Raw genomic sequence first — 17,591 nt, forward strand, 5'->3', positions numbered from 1 at the left:
ACGGGGGCATGCGAGGGTCCTGGCGGCTCATTGCAGGGTAAAACAGGTGTCATGCACGCGTTCGGGTTCATGACGGCTGGCCCCATTGTGGTCCCGAACGCCCTGGCGTGGAAGCCCCTGCGCTCCGGGCAGGCAGTCCTCCCCCTCAATCCTGCATGGGCCGCATGTTCAGCGCCATGCGCTGACGGCCTGAAGCCCCGTATGCAATAGTTGCGCCGCCCGTTCGGGGCTTGCGGCCTCCACATACACGCGCAGTTCCGGCGCGTTGCCTGATGGGCGGAGGTGAATGACCTCGCCCCCGTCAAAGGTCATGCGCAGGCCATCGGTTTCATCCACATGGTCCAGCGCGCCGCAGGCGCCGGTCAGGCCCAGCGCGTCCGCTCCCTGTACCGGGTCATGGCTCAGGGCGGCAATATGGGCGGCGCTCTGCGCGGTGGGCATGTCCTTTAGCCGGTCGCTCAGCGTAAAGCGGCGGGGCAGGGCGGCGACAAGTCCGGCCAGGTCCGTGCCCGCCTCGCGCGCGGCCACGAGCGCGCAGAGCATGGGCAGCACGGAATCCCGCGTGGGCAGGGCGGTGAGCGTGCGGCCGCCGCGCGTGACCGGGCTTGCCAGCAGGAAGCCGCCATTGGCCTCATACCCGACCGAGGGCTCATGCCCCGCCTGCGCGGCCTGCGTCATGGCCGCGACCACATAGGGCGAGCCGATGCGCGTGCGCTGCACCGTGTGGGCAAAGCCAGCCTGCTCCAGCGCCGTGTTGCTGCTGACCGGGGTGGCCACGGCACGTGCGGCCAGGAAACGGGCGGCCAGAATGCCCAGCACATCGCCGCGCAGCCACGCGCCATGCCGGTCGGCCAGCAGCGGGCGGTCGGAATCGCCATCGGTGGTCAGGATGGCATCGAGCGTGCCGTCGGCGGCCCATTGCCGGGCGAGGGCGGCATCCTCGGGGCGGACGGCTTCGGTATCGACGGGGATGAAACTGTCCATGCGGCCCAATGGCACGGCGGTGGCGCCAAGCGCCTCGACAATCTGCACCAGCACGTCGCGCCCCACGGCGGAATGCTGGTAGATGCCCAGTTTCAGCCCCGCCAGTGCATGGGCGCCAAAAAAGTCACGGTACCGGGCCACGAAGCCGGGCACCACATCGGTCACGGGCGGCAGGTCGGGGGGGGCGGTCAGCGTGCCCTGCGTATCGAACCAGCCTTCGGGCAGGCTTACGTCAAGCGCGCGCATTGCCGCCTCATCGGGCTTGAGGAACTCGCCATGCGCGCGGTTGAACTTGATGCCATTGCGATCCGCCGGGATATGGCTGCCCGTGACCATGAGCGAGGGCATGCCATGCGCGAACGCATGCAGGCACAGGGCCGGCGTGGGCACATAACCGCAAAAGACCGGCACGCCGCCCATGTAACGGATCGCGGCCGCACAGGCGCGCAGGATGCGCGGCGTGCTCGGGCGCAGGTCGCCTGCCACGGCCACCGATGTGCCGGGCGCGAACTCGCCCAGGGTGGCGAGGTGGCGCAGGTAGCCCACGGTATAGGCGAAGCAGACCGAATCCTTCATGGCGCTGACAAGGCCGCGCGCGCCGCTCGTGCCAAACGCGACACCGGAATGCTGCATCCACTGGGCTATCTTCATGGGTTCTTTCTCGCTCCTGGCCAATCCTGCGCGGGCTTTCGCGCCTGCCTGCACAACGCAGGCGCGCGGGCAGGCGTTTATACAAACAATCGTGCCCTGTCGCGGCAGGGGTCATGTTTGCCCCCGCCACGCGGGCCAGCGTGGGGCAGGGGCATGGCGCAAATAAGGCGGCCCGGACGCAGGGCATGAAGCGGGATATTGTATTTGTGGCTGGTCTGTACTGTGTTTTTTGGGTTTGTTCATAAAAGCATAATAAAAATGTATCGAAAACATAACACATGCAGGCGGGTGCGGCGGCTAGAGGAAGGGGAAGTGATTAAGGAACGATGAATATGGCCTGCCGGTGCGTTGCGTCATCATGATGGGCCCGTGTGTCATGGGTCCGTACATCGATTGCCCGCGGCCCCGGTTTTCGGGCCGGTGGGGCAGGCTGCCCTGCGCTTTGTGAACGCTGGCGCAGGCATGGCGCCCGCCGCTTTGAAATGGTTGTGGAACATTGCATGATGAACGATATCGCCGCCCCGCCAGCCCCTTCGGCCTTCATGACCATGGGCGATATCGCCTGCAAGGGGCCGGTCATCGGGCCGGATGCGCTGGGTGAGCGGCTGTTCGAGCTGTTTCACAATGACCCCGCGCTGATGCTCGTGGCGGTGGTGGACGGGCAAGGCACGCCGGTGGGGCTGGTGGAGCGGCAGGCCTTCTTCCTCAAGGTATCGGGCCGGTTTGGCCATGCGCTGTTCAACCGCCGCCCCGTGGCGCTGCTGATGGATGACCGCCCGGTCATGATCGATGCCGATATCCCCGCCGCCGAGTTCACGGCGCGCGCGCTCATGACCCAGCCCTCCGACCTCATGCGCGGCTATATCGTGACAAAGGCGGGGCGCTATCACGGCACCGGCTCGGCGCTGGACCTGATCAACGCCTCGCATTCCCACGCCGTGGCCTCCGCCTCGGGGCTGAAGGCGGCGGCGGAAGACCTGCGGCGGGCCAATAAGCGCATATTGCGTGACAAGCTGTTCATCGACACCATTGTCGAGAACATTCCCTCCGCCCTGATCGTGCGCTCCCTGCGCGATGACCACCCCGTTCTGGTCAACCGCGCCGCCGAGGAGATGATGGGCTGCACCCGCGACCTGCTGCTTGAGCGCAGGGTGGATGACGTGTTCGATGCGGACGAGATCGGCCATCTGCTGCTCAATCGTGCGGCAGGGCGCGCGCAGGCCGCCGAGCAGGTGCTGTGCGACCACCATGGCACGGCGCGCGCCATTGCCACCCGCCATGTCACCATTACCGATGAGCGTGGCGGCGCGCGGTGGGAGATGTGCGTGGCCGATGACGTGACCGAACAGCGCAGCGCCCAGCACCGCGTCGAGCAGCTTGCCCATTACGACCCGCTGACCGGGCTGGCCAACCGCGCCCTGTTCTCCGCCCGGCTCGAGGCCACCTGCACGCCCGGGCAGATGGCGACACTGCTGTGCATCGACCTTGATTACTTCAAGACCGTCAATGACGTGTACGGCCACGCGGCGGGCGATACGCTGCTGCGGCTGGTCTCCGCCCGCCTGCTGGCCTGCAGCCGCCCCGAAGACCTTGTGGCAAGGCTGGGCGGCGACGAGTTTGCCATCATCTGGCCCGATGTGCCCGACCCGGACGAACTGACCGGCCGCGCGCGCGAGATTGTCGAGACCGTCAGCAGACCCTACATCATTGACGGGCACCATATCGTCATAGGCGCCAGCATTGGTGCCGCGCTGTACCCGCAGGATGGCGAGAATGCCGAAATGCTGCTGCAACATGCCGATATTGCGCTGTACCGCGCCAAGTCGCTCGGGCGCAACGGCTTCCAGTTCTTCGATGCCGACCTGCGCGATGAAATCCAGACCCGCGCGCGCCTGGGCAACGAACTGCGCGCGGCCATTGCGCATGATGCGCTGACCCTGCATTTCCAGCCGCTCTATTCCATGCCGGCCAACCGCATCAGCGCGTGCGAGGCGCTGGTGCGCTGGCACCACCCCGAGCGCGGCATGATCCCGCCCGACCAGTTCGTGGGCCTGGCGGAAGAAAACGGCCTGATCCACGACCTTGGTGAATGGGTGCTGCGCGCCGCCTGCCGTGAGGCGGCGGGCTGGCCCGAGCAGGTGCGCATTGCGGTCAATGTCTCGCCCATCCAGTTGCGCAACCCGCGCTTCCTCAGCATTGTGGAAGGGGCCTTGGCGTGTTCCGGCCTTGCCCCCGCGCGGCTCGAGATCGAGATTACCGAGAACATTTTTGTGCAGAACAGCGCCACCAACCGCGACATCCTGCACCGGCTGGGCCAGATCGGGTGCAGCATCGTGCTGGATGATTTCGGCACCGGCTATTCCTCGCTGGGCTACCTGCGCTCGTTTCGCTTCCAGAAGATCAAGATCGACCGCTCCTTCGTGCAGGAACTGCCCGAGCGCGGGGCGGCAGGCATCATCCGCGCCATCATCAGCCTGGCGCAGAGCATGGACATCCCCATCACGGCGGAAGGGGTGGAAACACAAGACCAGTGGGCCCATCTCAACGAACTGGGCTGCAACCAGGTGCAGGGCTTCCTGCTTGGCCGCCCGCAGCCATCGGAGATGATCCGCCAGAGCATCCTGACCCATGCCTGAAGGCAGCGGCCGCGGGCAGGGGAGGCGTTGCTGGCGCAGATGTGAGCGGCGGTGCCCGTAGCGCCAGCCTGCATGGTCTTGCAACCGTAACGGAAAACACGTAAAGCTGCTGCCAGCATCAGGAGTTGGGGCGACGCCCAACGCCAACCTGCCGTTCCGGGCAAGGTGGCGCTCCCGCAAGGGAGGATGTGGCCAGGCCGGCAACCAAGCGGATCATGCCACGTAGCGCGTCATGCCCCTCGCAATTGAGGATGGACGTGGCAATGCCCATAAGAATACCCGATGACCTGCCTGCACGCGGCACGCTTGAAGCCGAGGGCGTGATGGTGATGGGCGAGACCGACGCCATACGGCAGGACATCCGCCCGCTGCGCATCGGCCTGCTCAACCTCATGCCCAACAAGATCCGCACCGAGACCCAGATCGCCCGCCTCATCGGGGCCACGCCGCTGCAGGTGGAACTCACGCTGGTACGTATGAGCGGGCATGTGCCGCGTAATGCTTCAGCCGATCATATGACCTCCTTCTACCGCGCGTGGGAGGATGTGCGCGGCGCGCGTTTCGATGGCTTCATCATCACCGGGGCCCCCGTCGAGCGCCTGCCCTTTGCCGAGGTGACATACTGGGATGAACTGCGCCGTGTGTTCGACTGGACCCGGACCAACGTGCACCGATGTTTCAACATCTGCTGGGCCGCCCAGGCCGCGGTGCACCACTTTCATGGCATGCCCAAGCACGCGCTGGCCCGCAAGGCGTTCGGGGTGTATGACCACCGCATCCTGGCACCGGCCTCGCCCTACCTGCAGGGCTTTGCCGATGACCTGTCCATTCCCGTCTCGCGCTGGACGGAGGTGCGGCGCGCCGACCTGCCGCGCCATGCCGGCATGACCGTTCTGGCCGAAAGCCCCGAGACCGGGCTGTGCCTGCTCGACGACCCGCGCCACCACGCGCTGCACATGTTCAACCACCTTGAATATGATTCCACCTCGCTGGCCGATGAATATTTCCGTGACCGCGCGCGTGGGCTCGACATCGCGGTGCCGCACAACTACTTCCCGCATGATGACCCGGCCCTGCGCCCCATCAACCGCTGGCGCGCGCATGCGCACCTGCTGGCAGGCAACTGGATCAACCAGATCTACCAGACCACGCCGTTCGATATCGCGCGCATCGGGCATGAAAGCCGCCATCCCGAACTGGTATGCGCCTGAGGGCACACGGATGCGTGATGGCGGCATGGCTGTTCGCGCAAACGTCAGGCCATAAGAAGAATGGCGTCGAGATGGGGTATTCTCCCCTGTCGCCGGAGATGCTAGGAAACAGGCAAGGCCATGATCCGCGGCTCTTTATTGCGGTAAAAAACCGACATAGTTACAGGCATGACATTGCATGGCATGAAGATCGGCTTTCTGTTCAATCACGACTGTATCCACCAGGTTTCGCATACGGCGCCCATCATCTGCCAGCTTGTCGCGTTGGGGCAGGATGTGACGGTCATTACCTCATCGGTGGAGCAGGAGGCCCATGTGCGCCGCACGGTGGCAGGCTGCGCGCAGAATGTAACCTTCGTGCGCATCGACATCAGCCTGCTCGCGCGTGCCATCAATGTGGTGGCCCGTTCCTTCCTGCCGTTCCGCCGCATTGCCAACCTGCGCGAGAATATCCGCCTGTTCTCCCGCTTTGACGCGCTGGTGGTGCCCGAGACCACATCCGCCCTGCTCAAGAGCCATTTCCGGCTTGATATCAAGCTGATCTACTTCCCCCACGGCGCGGGCGACCGCTCCATCGGGTTTCGCGACGTCACGCGGTTTTTCGACCTGGTGCTGCTGCCCGGTGAAAAGACGCGCGAGCGCATGCAGGCCGGCAACCTGATCCGCCCCGATGCGCATGCCGTGGTGGGCTACCCCAAATTCGACATCGTTGACCTGTCCAGGCGCCCCCGGTTCTTTGATAATGACCGCCCGACCGTGCTGTACAACCCGCATTTCGATCCGGTCCTGTCCTCATGGTGGGACATGGGGCTGGAGGTGCTGGACTGGTTTGCGCGGCAGGATGACTACAACCTGATCTTCGCTCCCCATGTCATGCTGTTCAGGCGCAACCTGCATACATCGGTCGAGCACCGCAGGCTGCGGCTGCGGCGGATGATACCGCACAAGATCCGCAACCTGTCACATATCCTGATCGATACCGGCAGCCCGAACTCGGTCGACATGTCCTACGTGCGCGGGGCCGACATCTACCTTGGCGATGTCAGCAGCCAGATCTACGAATGGATCTACCAGCCGCGACCATGCATCTTCCTCAATTCGCACCGGGCGCAATGGCGCGACAATCCCAGCTATGCCCACTGGAACATGGGGCAGGTGATCGACCGGGTGGACCAGTTGCCCCATGCGCTCGCCGTGGCGCAGGCGCAGCAGGCGCTTTACGGGCCACGCCAGCAGGCGGCATTTGCCGCCACGTTCCACACCGTGCCCAATGAGAGTGCGGCCAGCCGCGCCGCCCGGGACATTGTGTATTTCCTCTCGCATGGTAAAACATCCGCCGCCTGAAAGCCAAGAGAACCCATGACCATCGGTGTGGGAGGAGAGGGTCATGCGGATCGCCTATGTCATCAACACGTTCGAGGGCGGTGGCGCTGCCCTGCCCATACCCGATATCGTGGAGGTATGCCGCGCCAACGGGCACAGTGTTGATGTCGCTGCACTCTCCCCGCGCAATGGCCGCGCCATGCCCGCCCTGCGCAAGGCCGGGCTGAAGCCGGTGGTGCTGGCCCAGGATACATCATCCCACGCGCTGATGCTGCACCGGCTTGATGCCTGGGTGCGCGCGGTGCGCCCGACCCATATCTGGACATCGCTCACCCGCGCGACCCTGCTCGGGCAGCTTGTGGGGCTGCGCCAGGGCATTCCGGTGGTGAGCTGGCAGCATAACGCCTTTCTCAAGCCTGCCAACCTTGCGCTGCTGCGGCTCATGCGCAACCGCAGCCGGTTGTGGGTGGGCGATTCAGGCTACGTGACCGAACTGACCCGCCAGCGCCTCGGCCTGCCTGCCGATCGGGTCCTGTCATGGCCCATCTTCCGCATCGATCCTGATCTTGCACCGGCCGCGCCGTGGCAGCCGGGCGAGGGGGTGCGGATCGGTTCGCTGGGGCGGCTTGATCCCTCCAAGGGGTATGATGTGCTGTTCCGCGCGCTGCTGGCGCTGCGTGATGTGCCGGGCCTGCCGCCTTACACCGTCACCATAGGCGGCGAGGGGGCGGAGCAGGCGCGGCTGCAGGGCTTCTGCCAGCGCCACGGGCTGGATCAGGTGCATTTCGCGGGTTATGTCGAGGATACGGCAGCCTTCCTGCGGGGCTGCCATATGTATGTCCAGCCCTCGCGGCAGGAGGGGTTCTGCATCGCCGCCCACGAGGCCATGAACATGGGCCTGCCGGTGCTCGGCAGCGCCGTGGGCGAAATGACGCATTCCATTACCGAAGGGGTCAGCGGCTGGCATGTCCGCCCCCGCCGCCCGCACGAACTGGCTGGCAAGCTTGAACTGGCCCTGCGTCAGCCCGAACGCCTTGCCGCGATGGGGCAGGCGGCGCGGGCCTATGTGGCCGGGCATTTCAGCCCGGCGGCCTTCATGCAGGCCGGGAGCGCGGTGTTGCAGCGCATGGCGGCGCTGGCATAGCGCCGTCAACCGGCTAAAAGCGAAAAAGTAAACGTTTTTGGGTGCCGCCTTTGTTTCAAAAAGGCGGCGATCTTCTGAAGCTTTTTGAAAGAAGCTTCACCAAAAACTTCTTTCCCTCAGGGGCAGGGTGGTCAGAGGATCTCGTCCGGCGGGGTCTGCTTGGTCAACTGGTCATAGCGCAGCAGGGTGCCCAGCAGGTCTTCCATGGCTGAAAGCGGCAGCATGGTCGCGCCATCGCTCGGGGCCGTGTCGGGGTCGGGATGGGTCTCGATAAACAGGCCCGCCACGCCAATGGCCAGGGCCGCGCGCGCCAGGATGGGCGCGAACACCCGCTGCCCGCCCGAGGCCGAACCCAGGCCACCGGGCTGCTGAACCGAATGCGTGGCATCATAGATTACGGGATAGCCCGTGCCCGCCATGATGGGCAGGGCACGCATGTCGTTGACCAGCGTGTTGTAGCCAAACGACGTGCCACGCTCGCACAGCATGATGCGCGCATTACCGGTCGAGGCGACCTTGGCCGCCACGTTCGCCATGTCCCACGGGGCAAGGAACTGCCCCTTCTTGATGTTGATGGCGGCCCCCGTCTGGCCGGCTGCCAGCAAAAGGTCGGTCTGGCGGCACAGGAAAGCGGGGATCTGGAGCACATCGGCCACCTCGGCCACCGGCGCGCACTGGTCTGGCTGGTGCACGTCGGTCAGCACCGGCATGCCGAAACGCGCGCGCACCTGCGAGAGGATATCCAGCCCCTGCGCCATGCCCACGCCGCGCGCCCCGTTGATGGAGGTGCGGTTGGCCTTGTCGAACGAGCTTTTATAGATCAGCCCGATGCCAAGGCGCCTTGTCATGCCCTGCAGGGCATCGGCCACCTCGGTCGCATGCTGGGCGGACTCGATCTGGCACGGCCCCGCAATCAGCACGAACGGATGTTCGTTGCCGACCGTAAGCGTGCCGATATCGACCGTGGCGTGCGTTGTCATCGCTTGCTTGCCGCGTGTGCCACCGCAGCGGCGATGAAGCCGGAGAACAGCGGGTGCGGGTCAAACGGCTTGGACAGCAGCTCGGGGTGGTACTGCACCGCGATGAACCACGGGTGGTCAGGGTATTCCACCACCTCGGGCAGGATGCCGTCAGGCGACATGCCCGAAAAGCGCAGGCCGGTCTTCTCCAGTTGCTCGCGGTAATGTACGTTGACCTCGTAGCGGTGGCGATGGCGCTCGCGGATGTCGGTGCGGCCATAGGTCTCGGCTGCCCGTGAGCCTTCAGCGAGCTTGGCGGGGTAGGCGCCAAGGCGCATGGTGCCGCCAAGTTCGCCGCCTTCGCGCCGACGCAGCAGTTCGTTGCCGCGCGCCCATTCGGTCATCAGCCCCACCACCGGCTGGTCGGTCGGCCCGAATTCGGTCGAGGACGCATCGGTAATGCCCGCAAGGTTGCGCGCGCATTCCACCACCGCCATCTGCATGCCAAAACAGATGCCCATGAAGGGGATGTTGTTCTCACGCGCATAGCGCACGGCGCGGATCTTGCCTTCCGAGCCACGCTCGCCAAACCCTCCGGGCACCAGGATGGCGTCGCTGCGGGCCAGCATGTCCACCGCGTCATCCGGTTTCTCGAACGTCTCGGCCTCGACCCAGTTCAGCCGCACGCGCGCACGGTTGGCGATGCCGCCGTGCTGCAATGCCTCGATGAGCGATTTGTAGCTGTCGAGCAGGGCGGTGTATTTGCCCACCACCGTCACCACCACCTCGCGGTCGGGGTGGCGCACGGCGTCAACGATCTTCTCCCACCGCGACAGGTCGGGCGCCGTATCGGTCGGCAGGCCGAAATGGTGCAGCACCTCGGTGTCCATGCCCTCGGCATGGTACGAGATGGGGCAGGCATAGATCGTGTCCACATCGCGCGCGGCAATGACGGCCTGCGGGCGCACGTTGCAGAAATTGGCGATCTTGCGGCGCTCGTTCTCCGGTATTTCACGGTCCGAGCGGCAGACGAGCATCTGCGGCTGGATGCCCACGTTCTGCAGTTCCTTGACCGAATGCTGCGTGGGCTTGGTTTTCAGTTCACCCGCGGCCGCGATCCAGGGCAGCAGGGTGAGGTGGATGAACATCGTCTGGTCAGGTGCCAGGTCGTTGCGCAGCTGCCGGATGGATTCGAGGAAGGGCAGGCTTTCGATATCGCCCACCGTGCCACCGATCTCGACAAGCACGAAGTCGAGGTCCTCGGTATCCGCCACGATCGTTTCCTTGATCGAGTCGGTAATGTGGGGAATGACCTGCACGGTGGCACCAAGGTAATCGCCACGCCGCTCGCGCGCGATCACGCCGGAATAGATCTGCCCCGTGGTGGCATTATCCGCCTTGGTGGCGGGCACGCCGGTAAAGCGCTCGTAATGCCCGAGGTCGAGATCCGTCTCCGCACCGTCGTCGGTCACGAAGACCTCGCCGTGCTGGTAGGGGCTCATGGTCCCCGGATCGACATTGAGATAGGGGTCAAGCTTGCGCAAACGGACCCGATAGCCACGGGTCTGGAGCAGGGCAGCAAGGGCAGCCGAAGCGATGCCTTTGCCAAGGGAGGACACCACGCCGCCGGTGATGAATACAAACCGCGTCATGGATGGCCTTCCTACACTGCTTGCAGCCTACGCGCAAAGCCTACCTGCGGGCTGAGTGAAAAAATAAAAAGGCCCCCGTCCGCACGGAGCGGAGCGGGGGCCGTAGCCGTTGCCCCGAAGGGGCGGGCTTACTTGCCTGCGGGGGCCGATGTCGCGGGCGGCTGGGCCAGGATATCGTGGCCAACGCCGCTCGAGGCACCGCGGTTCATGACCGCGAGCGTGAGCGAGAGCACCATGAACGCCGTGCCGAGCACCGCGGTCGAGCGGGTGAGCAGCGTTGCCGTGCCGCGCCCGGACATGAAGGAGCCCATGCCCTGCGAGCCGCCGATTCCAAGCCCGCCACCCTCGCTGCGCTGGATCAGGATGGTGCCGATCAGCGCGATGGTGACGAACAGGTGCAGTAGAAGAAGAACTGTAATCATGCGTCTTTCCAGTAGATCCCCGCAGGCCGCGCGGCAATCACGATGCGCGGGCGGCGCGGACAAGCGGCACGAAGGACTCGGCCTTCAGGCTGGCATTGCCCACCAGCGCCCCGTCAACGTGTTCGACAGGCAGGATATCGGTGACATTGCGTGCGTTAACGGACCCACCATAAAGGATTCGGATCGTTTTGCCAGCTTCACCGAACTGCCGCACCAGTTCGGCGCGGATAAAGGCGGACATATCGGCAATATCCTGCTGCGATGCGGCCTGCCCGGTGCCGATGGCCCAGATCGGCTCATATGCCACGATGCCGGTAAAGCCCTGTGGCAGCGAGCCCTCGAGCTGCCAGCCCACGGTAGCCTGCGAATCCCCCGCTGAGCGCTGGTCGTCATTCTCGCCCACGCACACGATGGGGGTCAGGCCGGCGGCCATGGCGGCAACCGCCTTCTCGCGCACCGTCTCGTCAAGCTCATGGTGCTCGGCGCGGCGCTCGGAATGGCCAAGGATGACATATTCCACCCCGAGGTCGACCAGCATGGGGGCGGAAATATCACCCGTATGCGCGCCCGATGCATCCTTGTGGCAGTCCTGCGCGCCCAGCGCGATGCCTGCCGCCCTGAGCCCGGGCGCAAGGCGGGCAAGCTGCGTAAAGGGCGGGCAGACCACCACGTCGGCGCGGGTGGGCAGGGCGGCCAGTTCCGTGGCCAGCCCCGCTACCAGCGCGTCGGCTTCGGCGCTCAGGCCGTTCATCTTCCAGTTGCCAACAATGATCTGTTTCATGTTTCCCCTCCTGGCCATGGCCCGGTCGTGCGGCCTGCGGGCGGCACGGGGCATGGCGATGATGGCGCCAAGCCTACACCACGGCTGTCGCGGCGTTGCAACCCGCACGCACCGCGCAACCGGCCCGCATGCATGCTAGTGCTGGTCAAACCGCCCCCGTGACCGTATGGTGCCCGACCGGAAAACAGGGCCGCCCGCACGGCGTACGGGGTGCGCGGGTCTGATCCGTCCGCCTTTGTCTTGGTCCTGGTGCAGGGTTTTTCATGCTGTCTTTTCTGTATCGCGTGTTTGTCGATTCATGGGTGGGGCGTATCGTCGCCGGGCTGTTCTTCCTGGCCTTCATCGGGTTTGGCGTGGGCGACGTGCTGCTCAATATCGGCACCGAGCGTGCCGACGTGGCCGCCCGCGTGGGCAACCGCCCCATCTTGGTGCAGACCTACCAGAACGCATTGCAGACCGAGATGCCGCAGGTGGCGCAGTCCATGCACCTTGCCGACCCCTCGCAAATTCCCGCCGCCACGCGCGAGCAGGTGGCCCAGCAGGTGCTCGGTCGCCTCATGCTGCAGGCCGAGATTGCCGAGGCGGCTGACCGCCATGGCCTGATCGTGCCCGATTCCGTGGTGCGTGACGAGATCTTCTCCATCCCCGCCTTCAAGGGGCGTGACGGGCAGTTCGACCGCGCCCTGTTCAATGACCGCCTGCGCCGCACCGGCATGACCGAGGGCCGCCTGATCGAGCTGGTGCAGCAGGAGCAGGCCTCCCGCGTACTGCTCCAGCCGATTCGTGATGGCGTGGCCGCCCCCGATGTGATGGTGCGCCGCGTGTTCGACTTCGAGGCCCAGACCCGCACCATCGACCTCGTGCGCGTGCCCTTTGCCGGGCAGGCCGTAACCGCCACCCCCACCGCGGCCCAGCTGGCCCGCTACCAGGCCAACCACCCGTGGGAATTCACCGTGCCGGAATACCGTCATGCCCGCATCGTGGTGCTGTCGGCCGATACGATTGGCCAGCGGCTGGATGTGACCGATGCCGACCTGCACCAGGCCTATGAGGCGCAGGCCCAGACCTTCAACCAGCCCGAGCGGCGCAACGTGCAGATCGTGACCGTGCCGACCGAGGACCGCGCCAGGGCGCTCGCCGCACAGTGGACGGATGGCGGCGCCTGGGCGGGCGTGCAGAAAAACGCGGGCAAGGACGCGGCGGCGGTGGAACTGCCGGGCATCAAGATGAGCGACGTGCCCTCGGCCGATCTGGGCAAACAGATCTTCACTGCCCCCGCCGATGCAACGCAGGGCCCCATCAGGAGCGAAGGCGGCTGGGTGGTCTTTCGCGTCACCAGCATCGCTGCCGCCCATGTTACACCCTTTGATGAGGTGAAGCAGGCCCTGCACGACAGGCTGGCGCATGAACGCGCCCAGGCGCTGCTGCCTGACCGGGTGCAGAAGCTGCAGGATGCGATTGCAGGCGGCGGCCTTGATTCCATTCCAGCCGATCTTGGCGCCACCGCCGTTTCGGGTGATCTGGATGCGCAGGGCCAGACCCATGAGGGCACGCCCGCCCCCGTTCCCGGCAGCGATGCCGCGCGGCAGGCGATCATCGCGCGTGTGTTTTCGCAGGCCAAGGGCGCGAACCCCGAGCTGGTGCAGGGGCCTGATGGCGTGTGGTACGCCGTTGCGGTTGATGGCGTAACGGCGGGCCATGTGCAGACCCTGGCCGAGGCCGGGCCGAAGGTGGCCACCGCGTGGCAGGAAGCCGCGCGCCGGCACATGGCGGACCAGCAGGCCACCGCCTATTACACGCAGGCGGCGGCCCAGGGCGGGCTTGGCCATGTCAGCCCCGCCATTGCCGGGCTTGAGCACAGCCAGCCGATCTCGCCCATGCAGCCCGCGCCCGAAATCCCGCGTGAGGTGGCGGCCCTGATCTTCCGCCTGTCGCAGCCGGGGCAGAGTGTCATGACGCAGGCGGGCGATGCATATGTCGTGGCCACGCTGACCGCCATCAATCACCCCGATCCCGCCACCCAGAAAAACCTGTATGACCAGGTGCGTGCCGGGCTGGGCCAGTCGATGGGCGATGATATTGAAATGAGCTATGGCGCGGCGCTTGAGGGCATCGTCAAGCCCAAGCCCAATAACGGTGCCATTCAGGCGGTCATGGCGGAAGTGACCGGCCATCAGAATGCGGGAGCAGCACAGTGAGCGCACAGGCAGCCGCCCTTGGTTCCTCCCTCCATCAGGCTGATGGCGTGGCCATGCGTGATGCGGCGCTGGCCCGGCTGGGGGCGGGGCAGGCCAGTGTGGCGTGGCGCGTCGAGCCTGCCGACCTGCTCACGCCGGTCGCGGCCTTCCTGCGGCTGTCAAAACTGGCGCGCAGCCATGGCGGCGGCAATGGCGGGCATAACGCCTTCCTGCTCGAAAGTGTTGAAGGTGGCACCTCGCGCGGGCGCTATTCGGTCATCGGCCTGCTGCCCGACCTGATCTGGCGCTGCCATGATGGCCGGGCCAGCGTGTGCCACGACCCGGCAGCGCCCACCCACGTCTTCACGCCCGAGGCCGAGGCCCCGCTGGTCTCGCTGCGGCGCATCCTGCACGCAAGCCGCATCGACCTGCCCGAGGGCCTGCCGCCCATGACCGGCGGGGTGTTTGGCTATCTCGGCTATGACATGGTGCGCCAGGTCGAACACCTGCCCGACATGCCCGCCGATGACCTGAACCTGCCCGAGGGCATCCTGATCCGTCCCGGCCTGTTCGCCATATTCGATACCGTGCGTGACGAACTGCTGCTGGCAAGCCCGCTGCGCCCCCGGCCCGGTGTCACGCCCGAGGCGATATGGCAAGAAGGGCAGGCCCGCCTGCAGCAGGCCCGCGCGGCCCTGTCCACCCCGGTGGAACTGCCTGATGCGCCCACCGGCGCGATCGAGGCGCCGGTGCCGCAATCCACGCTGTCGCGTGAGGCGTTCTGCGATATCGTGCGCAGGCTGCAGGACTACATCGCGGCGGGGGACGCGTTCCAGATCGTGCCGAGCCAGCGCTTCAGTGCGCCCTTCACCCTGCCGCCCTTTGCACTGTACCGCGCGCTGCGGCGCATCAACCCCGCACCTTTCCTGTTCTATCTCGACCTGGACGGGTTCAGCCTTGTCGGCTCATCGCCCGAGATCCTGGTGCGCCTGCGCGAGGGCATGATGACCGTGCGCCCGCTCGCCGGTACCCGCCCGCGCGGCCGCACCACGGCAGAGGATCTGGCGCTGGAGGCGGAACTGCTGGCCGACCCCAAGGAACGCGCCGAGCACCTGATGCTGATCGACCTTGGCCGCAACGATGTGGGCCGGGTGTGCGAACTCGGTTCGGTCAGGGTGACCGAGAAGTTCGTGATCGAACGCTTCAGCCATGTCATGCATATCTCGTCCAACGTGGAGGGCACGCTGCGACCGGGGCTGGAGGCTCTTGATGCGCTGATGGCGGGTTTCCCCGCCGGCACGCTGACGGGTGCGCCCAAGATCCGCGCCATGGAAATCATTGATGAGGTGGAGCCGACGCGCCGGGCAACCTATGCCGGGTGCATCGGCTATTTCGGCCCCGATGGCGACATGGATACCTGCATCGGCCTGCGCATGGCGGTGGTCAAGGAGGGACGGATGTACGTGCAGGCGGGCTGCGGCGTGGTGGCCGACAGCGTGCCCGAGGCGGAATATGAGGAAACGCGCCAGAAAGCCCGCGCCCTGTTCCGCGCGGCGGAGGAGGCGGTGCGTTTTGCCACGGATGATGGCGCATAAGGCGATTTGATAGCAGGGGCGTACATGATAGGATGCGCCCAGACATGCCGGGGCAGGCCGCAGGGTTTGACCCGGCCCAGCGGAAAAGCCATGATACGCCCATGATCCTCCTGATCGACAATTATGACAGTTTCACGTTCAATCTTGTCCATTACCTCGGTGACCTGGGCGAGATGTGTGATGTGTACCGTAACGATGCCATCAGCGTGGAAGCGGCGCTTGCGCTCGGGCCCGAGGCCATTGTCATCTCGCCCGGCCCCTGTTCGCCCAATGAGGCCGGGATCTGCTGCGACCTGATCGCCGCCGCTGCGGGCAAGGTGCCGGTCTTTGGCGTCTGCCTTGGCCACCAGGCCATAGGCCAGGTGTTTGGCGGCAAGGTGGTGCGCGCGCCCACGCCCATGCATGGCAAGGTCTCGCCGGTCTATCATGATGGCACCGATATTTTCACCGGCCTGCCGGACCCCTTCAACGCCACCCGCTACCACAGCCTGACGGTCGACCCCGACAGCCTGCCCGATACGCTGGTGCCCACCGCCCATACATCCGATGGCGTGATCATGGGGCTGCGCCATGCCAGCCTGCCGATCTTTGGTGTGCAGTTCCACCCCGAGAGCATCGCCTCGGAATATGGCCACGAGATCATGGCCAATTTCCTGTCCATCGCGCGGGGCAGGAACACACCGCGCAAGGCCGCCTGAACCGGCATGGACAGCACAATGGACAACGCCCCCGACCCGCAGGCCGCGTTCAGGGATATTCTGGGCCGCGTGGTCGGGCAGGGGGCGGTGCCCCCTGAACTGGCGCAGGCGGGGCTGGCGCAGGTGCGTGCAGGGCAGGTGGCGGAAATTCCGGCGGTTGCCTTCCTCACCGGCCTGCGCCTGCGTGGCTTGCTGCATGCCGACCCGGTGGAACTTGAAGGTGTGCTGACCGGGCGCGCGGCTGATCCTTCTGCCGCTTCGGCCACGTTCCGCGCGATCGTGGATGCGGTGCTTGATGGCCGGGACCTGTCCCCCGAGATGGCGGATGAAGCCTTCGGGCTGGTCATGGATGGCGCGGTGGGCGAGGGAATGCTGGCTGCGTTCCTGACCGCGCTGCACATGCGCGGCGAGAGCGTGGTCGAGCTTGAAGCCGCCGTAAAGGCCATGCGCGCGCGCATGCTGGCCGTGCCCGGCCTGCCTGATGGCGCTTTGGATGTGTGTGGCACCGGCGGCGACGGGCTGGGCACGCTCAATGTCTCGACCGCCGTGGCCTTTGTGCTGGCAGCCCTTGACGTACCTGTGGTCAAGCATGGCAACCGCGCCCTGTCATCACGTTCAGGGGCGACGGACGTGCTGCTGGAACTCGGCGTGCCGATGCCCGTTGAGGCTGGGCCGATCGGGCAGATGGTGGCAGCACATGGCGTGGCGTTCCTGGCCGCGACCAGCCACCATCCCGCCATGCGGCATGTGGGGGCCGTGCGCCGTGCGCTGGGGTTCCGCACCATTTTCAACCTTGTCGGTCCGCTTTCAAACCCCGCCAGGGTCAGGCGCCAGCTCCTGGGGGTGTTTGCGCCGCAATGGCTAGATGTCATGGTGCGCACCCTGCAGGCACTCGGCTCCGAGCGGGTCTGGGCGGTGAGCGGGGATTGCGGGCAGGGGCGCTTTATTGATGAACTGACCCTCGCTGGCTCCACCCAGGCCTGCGTGCTGGAAAATGGCCAGGTCCATACCCTGACCATCGAGCCCGAAAGGACCGGCCTGCAACCCGCTCCCATCGCGGCCATTGCCGGTGGCGCGCCTGCCCATAACGCCGCCGCCCTGCGCGCGCTGGCAGCAGGCGGGCGCGGTGCCTACCGCGATACCGTGCTGCTCAATGCAGGCGTGGCATTGCATGTGGCGGGGCGAGGGGACAATATCATGCACGGTGGCGTGATTGACTATGCCGCCCTGCAGGAGAACATCCGCCTGGCTGCGGATGTGCTCGATAATGGTGCGGTTGCGGCCGTGCTGGAGGCTGTCCGGCTATTCCGGGCAGACGGGCCAAACAGAGTAACAGGGTAAAACATGAACGACACGCC

The 17,591-nt window shown here is 65.9% G+C and carries 13 protein-coding genes and 1 riboswitch; of the genes, 8 read left to right on the forward strand and 5 right to left on the reverse strand.

The window, feature by feature from the left end; all coding sequences use genetic code 11:
- Positions 1 to 168 precede the first annotated feature (168 nt).
- Positions 169 to 1,617: a phosphomannomutase gene (locus HNW77_RS09955; protein WP_172157341.1), complete on the reverse strand. Its 1,449-nt coding sequence runs from the start codon at positions 1,615 to 1,617 to the stop codon at positions 169 to 171.
- Positions 1,618 to 2,135: 518 nt separating this feature from the next.
- Here HNW77_RS09955 and HNW77_RS09960 point away from each other — a divergent pair.
- The 4 genes from HNW77_RS09960 to HNW77_RS09975 all read left to right on the forward strand — a co-directional run bounded on the left by HNW77_RS09960 (position 2,136) and on the right by HNW77_RS09975 (position 7,949).
- A complete protein-coding gene (locus HNW77_RS09960) occupies positions 2,136 to 4,271 on the forward strand; it encodes a putative bifunctional diguanylate cyclase/phosphodiesterase (RefSeq protein ID WP_241694390.1) in 2,136 nt (711 codons plus the stop codon).
- 110 nt (positions 4,272 to 4,381) lie between these two features.
- Positions 4,382 to 4,489: riboswitch (SAM-I-IV-variant riboswitch) on the forward strand.
- A gap of 45 nt (positions 4,490 to 4,534) precedes the next feature.
- Positions 4,535 to 5,482: a homoserine O-succinyltransferase gene (locus HNW77_RS09965; protein ID WP_172157286.1), complete on the forward strand. Its 948-nt coding sequence runs from the start codon at positions 4,535 to 4,537 to the stop codon at positions 5,480 to 5,482.
- Positions 5,483 to 5,665: 183 nt separating this feature from the next.
- Positions 5,666 to 6,826 carry a hypothetical protein gene (locus HNW77_RS09970; protein WP_241694391.1) on the forward strand — a complete coding sequence of 387 codons (1,161 nt, stop codon included), beginning with the start codon at positions 5,666 to 5,668 and terminating at the stop codon, positions 6,824 to 6,826.
- A 43-nt stretch (positions 6,827 to 6,869) separates the two neighbouring features.
- A complete protein-coding gene (locus tag HNW77_RS09975) occupies positions 6,870 to 7,949 on the forward strand; it encodes a glycosyltransferase family 4 protein (RefSeq protein ID WP_172157288.1) in 1,080 nt (359 codons plus the stop codon).
- Positions 7,950 to 8,080: 131 nt separating this feature from the next.
- Here the strand turns inward: HNW77_RS09975 and kdsA are convergent, their stop codons facing one another.
- The 4 genes from kdsA to tpiA all read right to left on the reverse strand — a co-directional run bounded on the left by kdsA (position 8,081) and on the right by tpiA (position 11,763).
- Complete coding sequence (gene kdsA / locus HNW77_RS09980) at positions 8,081 to 8,929, reverse strand: 3-deoxy-8-phosphooctulonate synthase (RefSeq protein WP_172157289.1); 849 nt, start codon at positions 8,927 to 8,929, stop codon at positions 8,081 to 8,083.
- On the reverse strand, positions 8,926 to 10,560 hold the full coding sequence (locus HNW77_RS09985) for a CTP synthase (RefSeq protein ID WP_172157290.1): 1,635 nt from the start codon (positions 10,558 to 10,560) through the stop codon (positions 8,926 to 8,928). Before HNW77_RS09985 ends, kdsA begins: the two co-directional genes overlap by 4 nt.
- A gap of 128 nt (positions 10,561 to 10,688) precedes the next feature.
- Positions 10,689 to 10,982 carry a preprotein translocase subunit SecG gene (gene secG / locus HNW77_RS09990; protein ID WP_110569213.1) on the reverse strand — a complete coding sequence of 98 codons (294 nt, stop codon included), beginning with the start codon at positions 10,980 to 10,982 and terminating at the stop codon, positions 10,689 to 10,691.
- A gap of 37 nt (positions 10,983 to 11,019) precedes the next feature.
- On the reverse strand, positions 11,020 to 11,763 hold the full coding sequence (gene tpiA, locus HNW77_RS09995; RefSeq protein ID WP_172157291.1) for a triose-phosphate isomerase: 744 nt from the start codon (positions 11,761 to 11,763) through the stop codon (positions 11,020 to 11,022).
- Positions 11,764 to 12,026: 263 nt separating this feature from the next.
- Here tpiA and HNW77_RS10000 point away from each other — a divergent pair, with 263 nt between their 5' ends.
- From HNW77_RS10000 to trpD, 4 genes are all read left to right on the forward strand, one after another.
- Positions 12,027 to 13,961 carry a peptidylprolyl isomerase gene (locus HNW77_RS10000; RefSeq protein WP_172157292.1) on the forward strand — a complete coding sequence of 645 codons (1,935 nt, stop codon included), beginning with the start codon at positions 12,027 to 12,029 and terminating at the stop codon, positions 13,959 to 13,961.
- A 53-nt stretch (positions 13,962 to 14,014) separates the two neighbouring features.
- Positions 14,015 to 15,535: an anthranilate synthase component I gene (gene trpE / locus HNW77_RS10005; protein WP_172157345.1), complete on the forward strand. Its 1,521-nt coding sequence runs from the start codon at positions 14,015 to 14,017 to the stop codon at positions 15,533 to 15,535.
- A 101-nt stretch (positions 15,536 to 15,636) separates the two neighbouring features.
- Positions 15,637 to 16,233 (forward strand): anthranilate synthase component II, encoded by a 597-nt coding sequence (locus HNW77_RS10010; RefSeq protein WP_172157347.1) that lies wholly within the window; start codon positions 15,637 to 15,639, stop codon positions 16,231 to 16,233.
- Positions 16,234 to 16,239: 6 nt separating this feature from the next.
- The gene (gene trpD / locus HNW77_RS10015; protein ID WP_172157293.1) at positions 16,240 to 17,574 is read left to right on the forward strand and encodes an anthranilate phosphoribosyltransferase; all 1,335 of its coding nucleotides are present in this window, start codon (positions 16,240 to 16,242) and stop codon (positions 17,572 to 17,574) included.
- Positions 17,575 to 17,591: the final 17 nt, after the last annotated feature.

Source organism: Komagataeibacter melomenusus (genome assembly GCF_013155395.1).
Taxonomy (GTDB): domain Bacteria; phylum Pseudomonadota; class Alphaproteobacteria; order Acetobacterales; family Acetobacteraceae; genus Komagataeibacter; species Komagataeibacter melomenusus.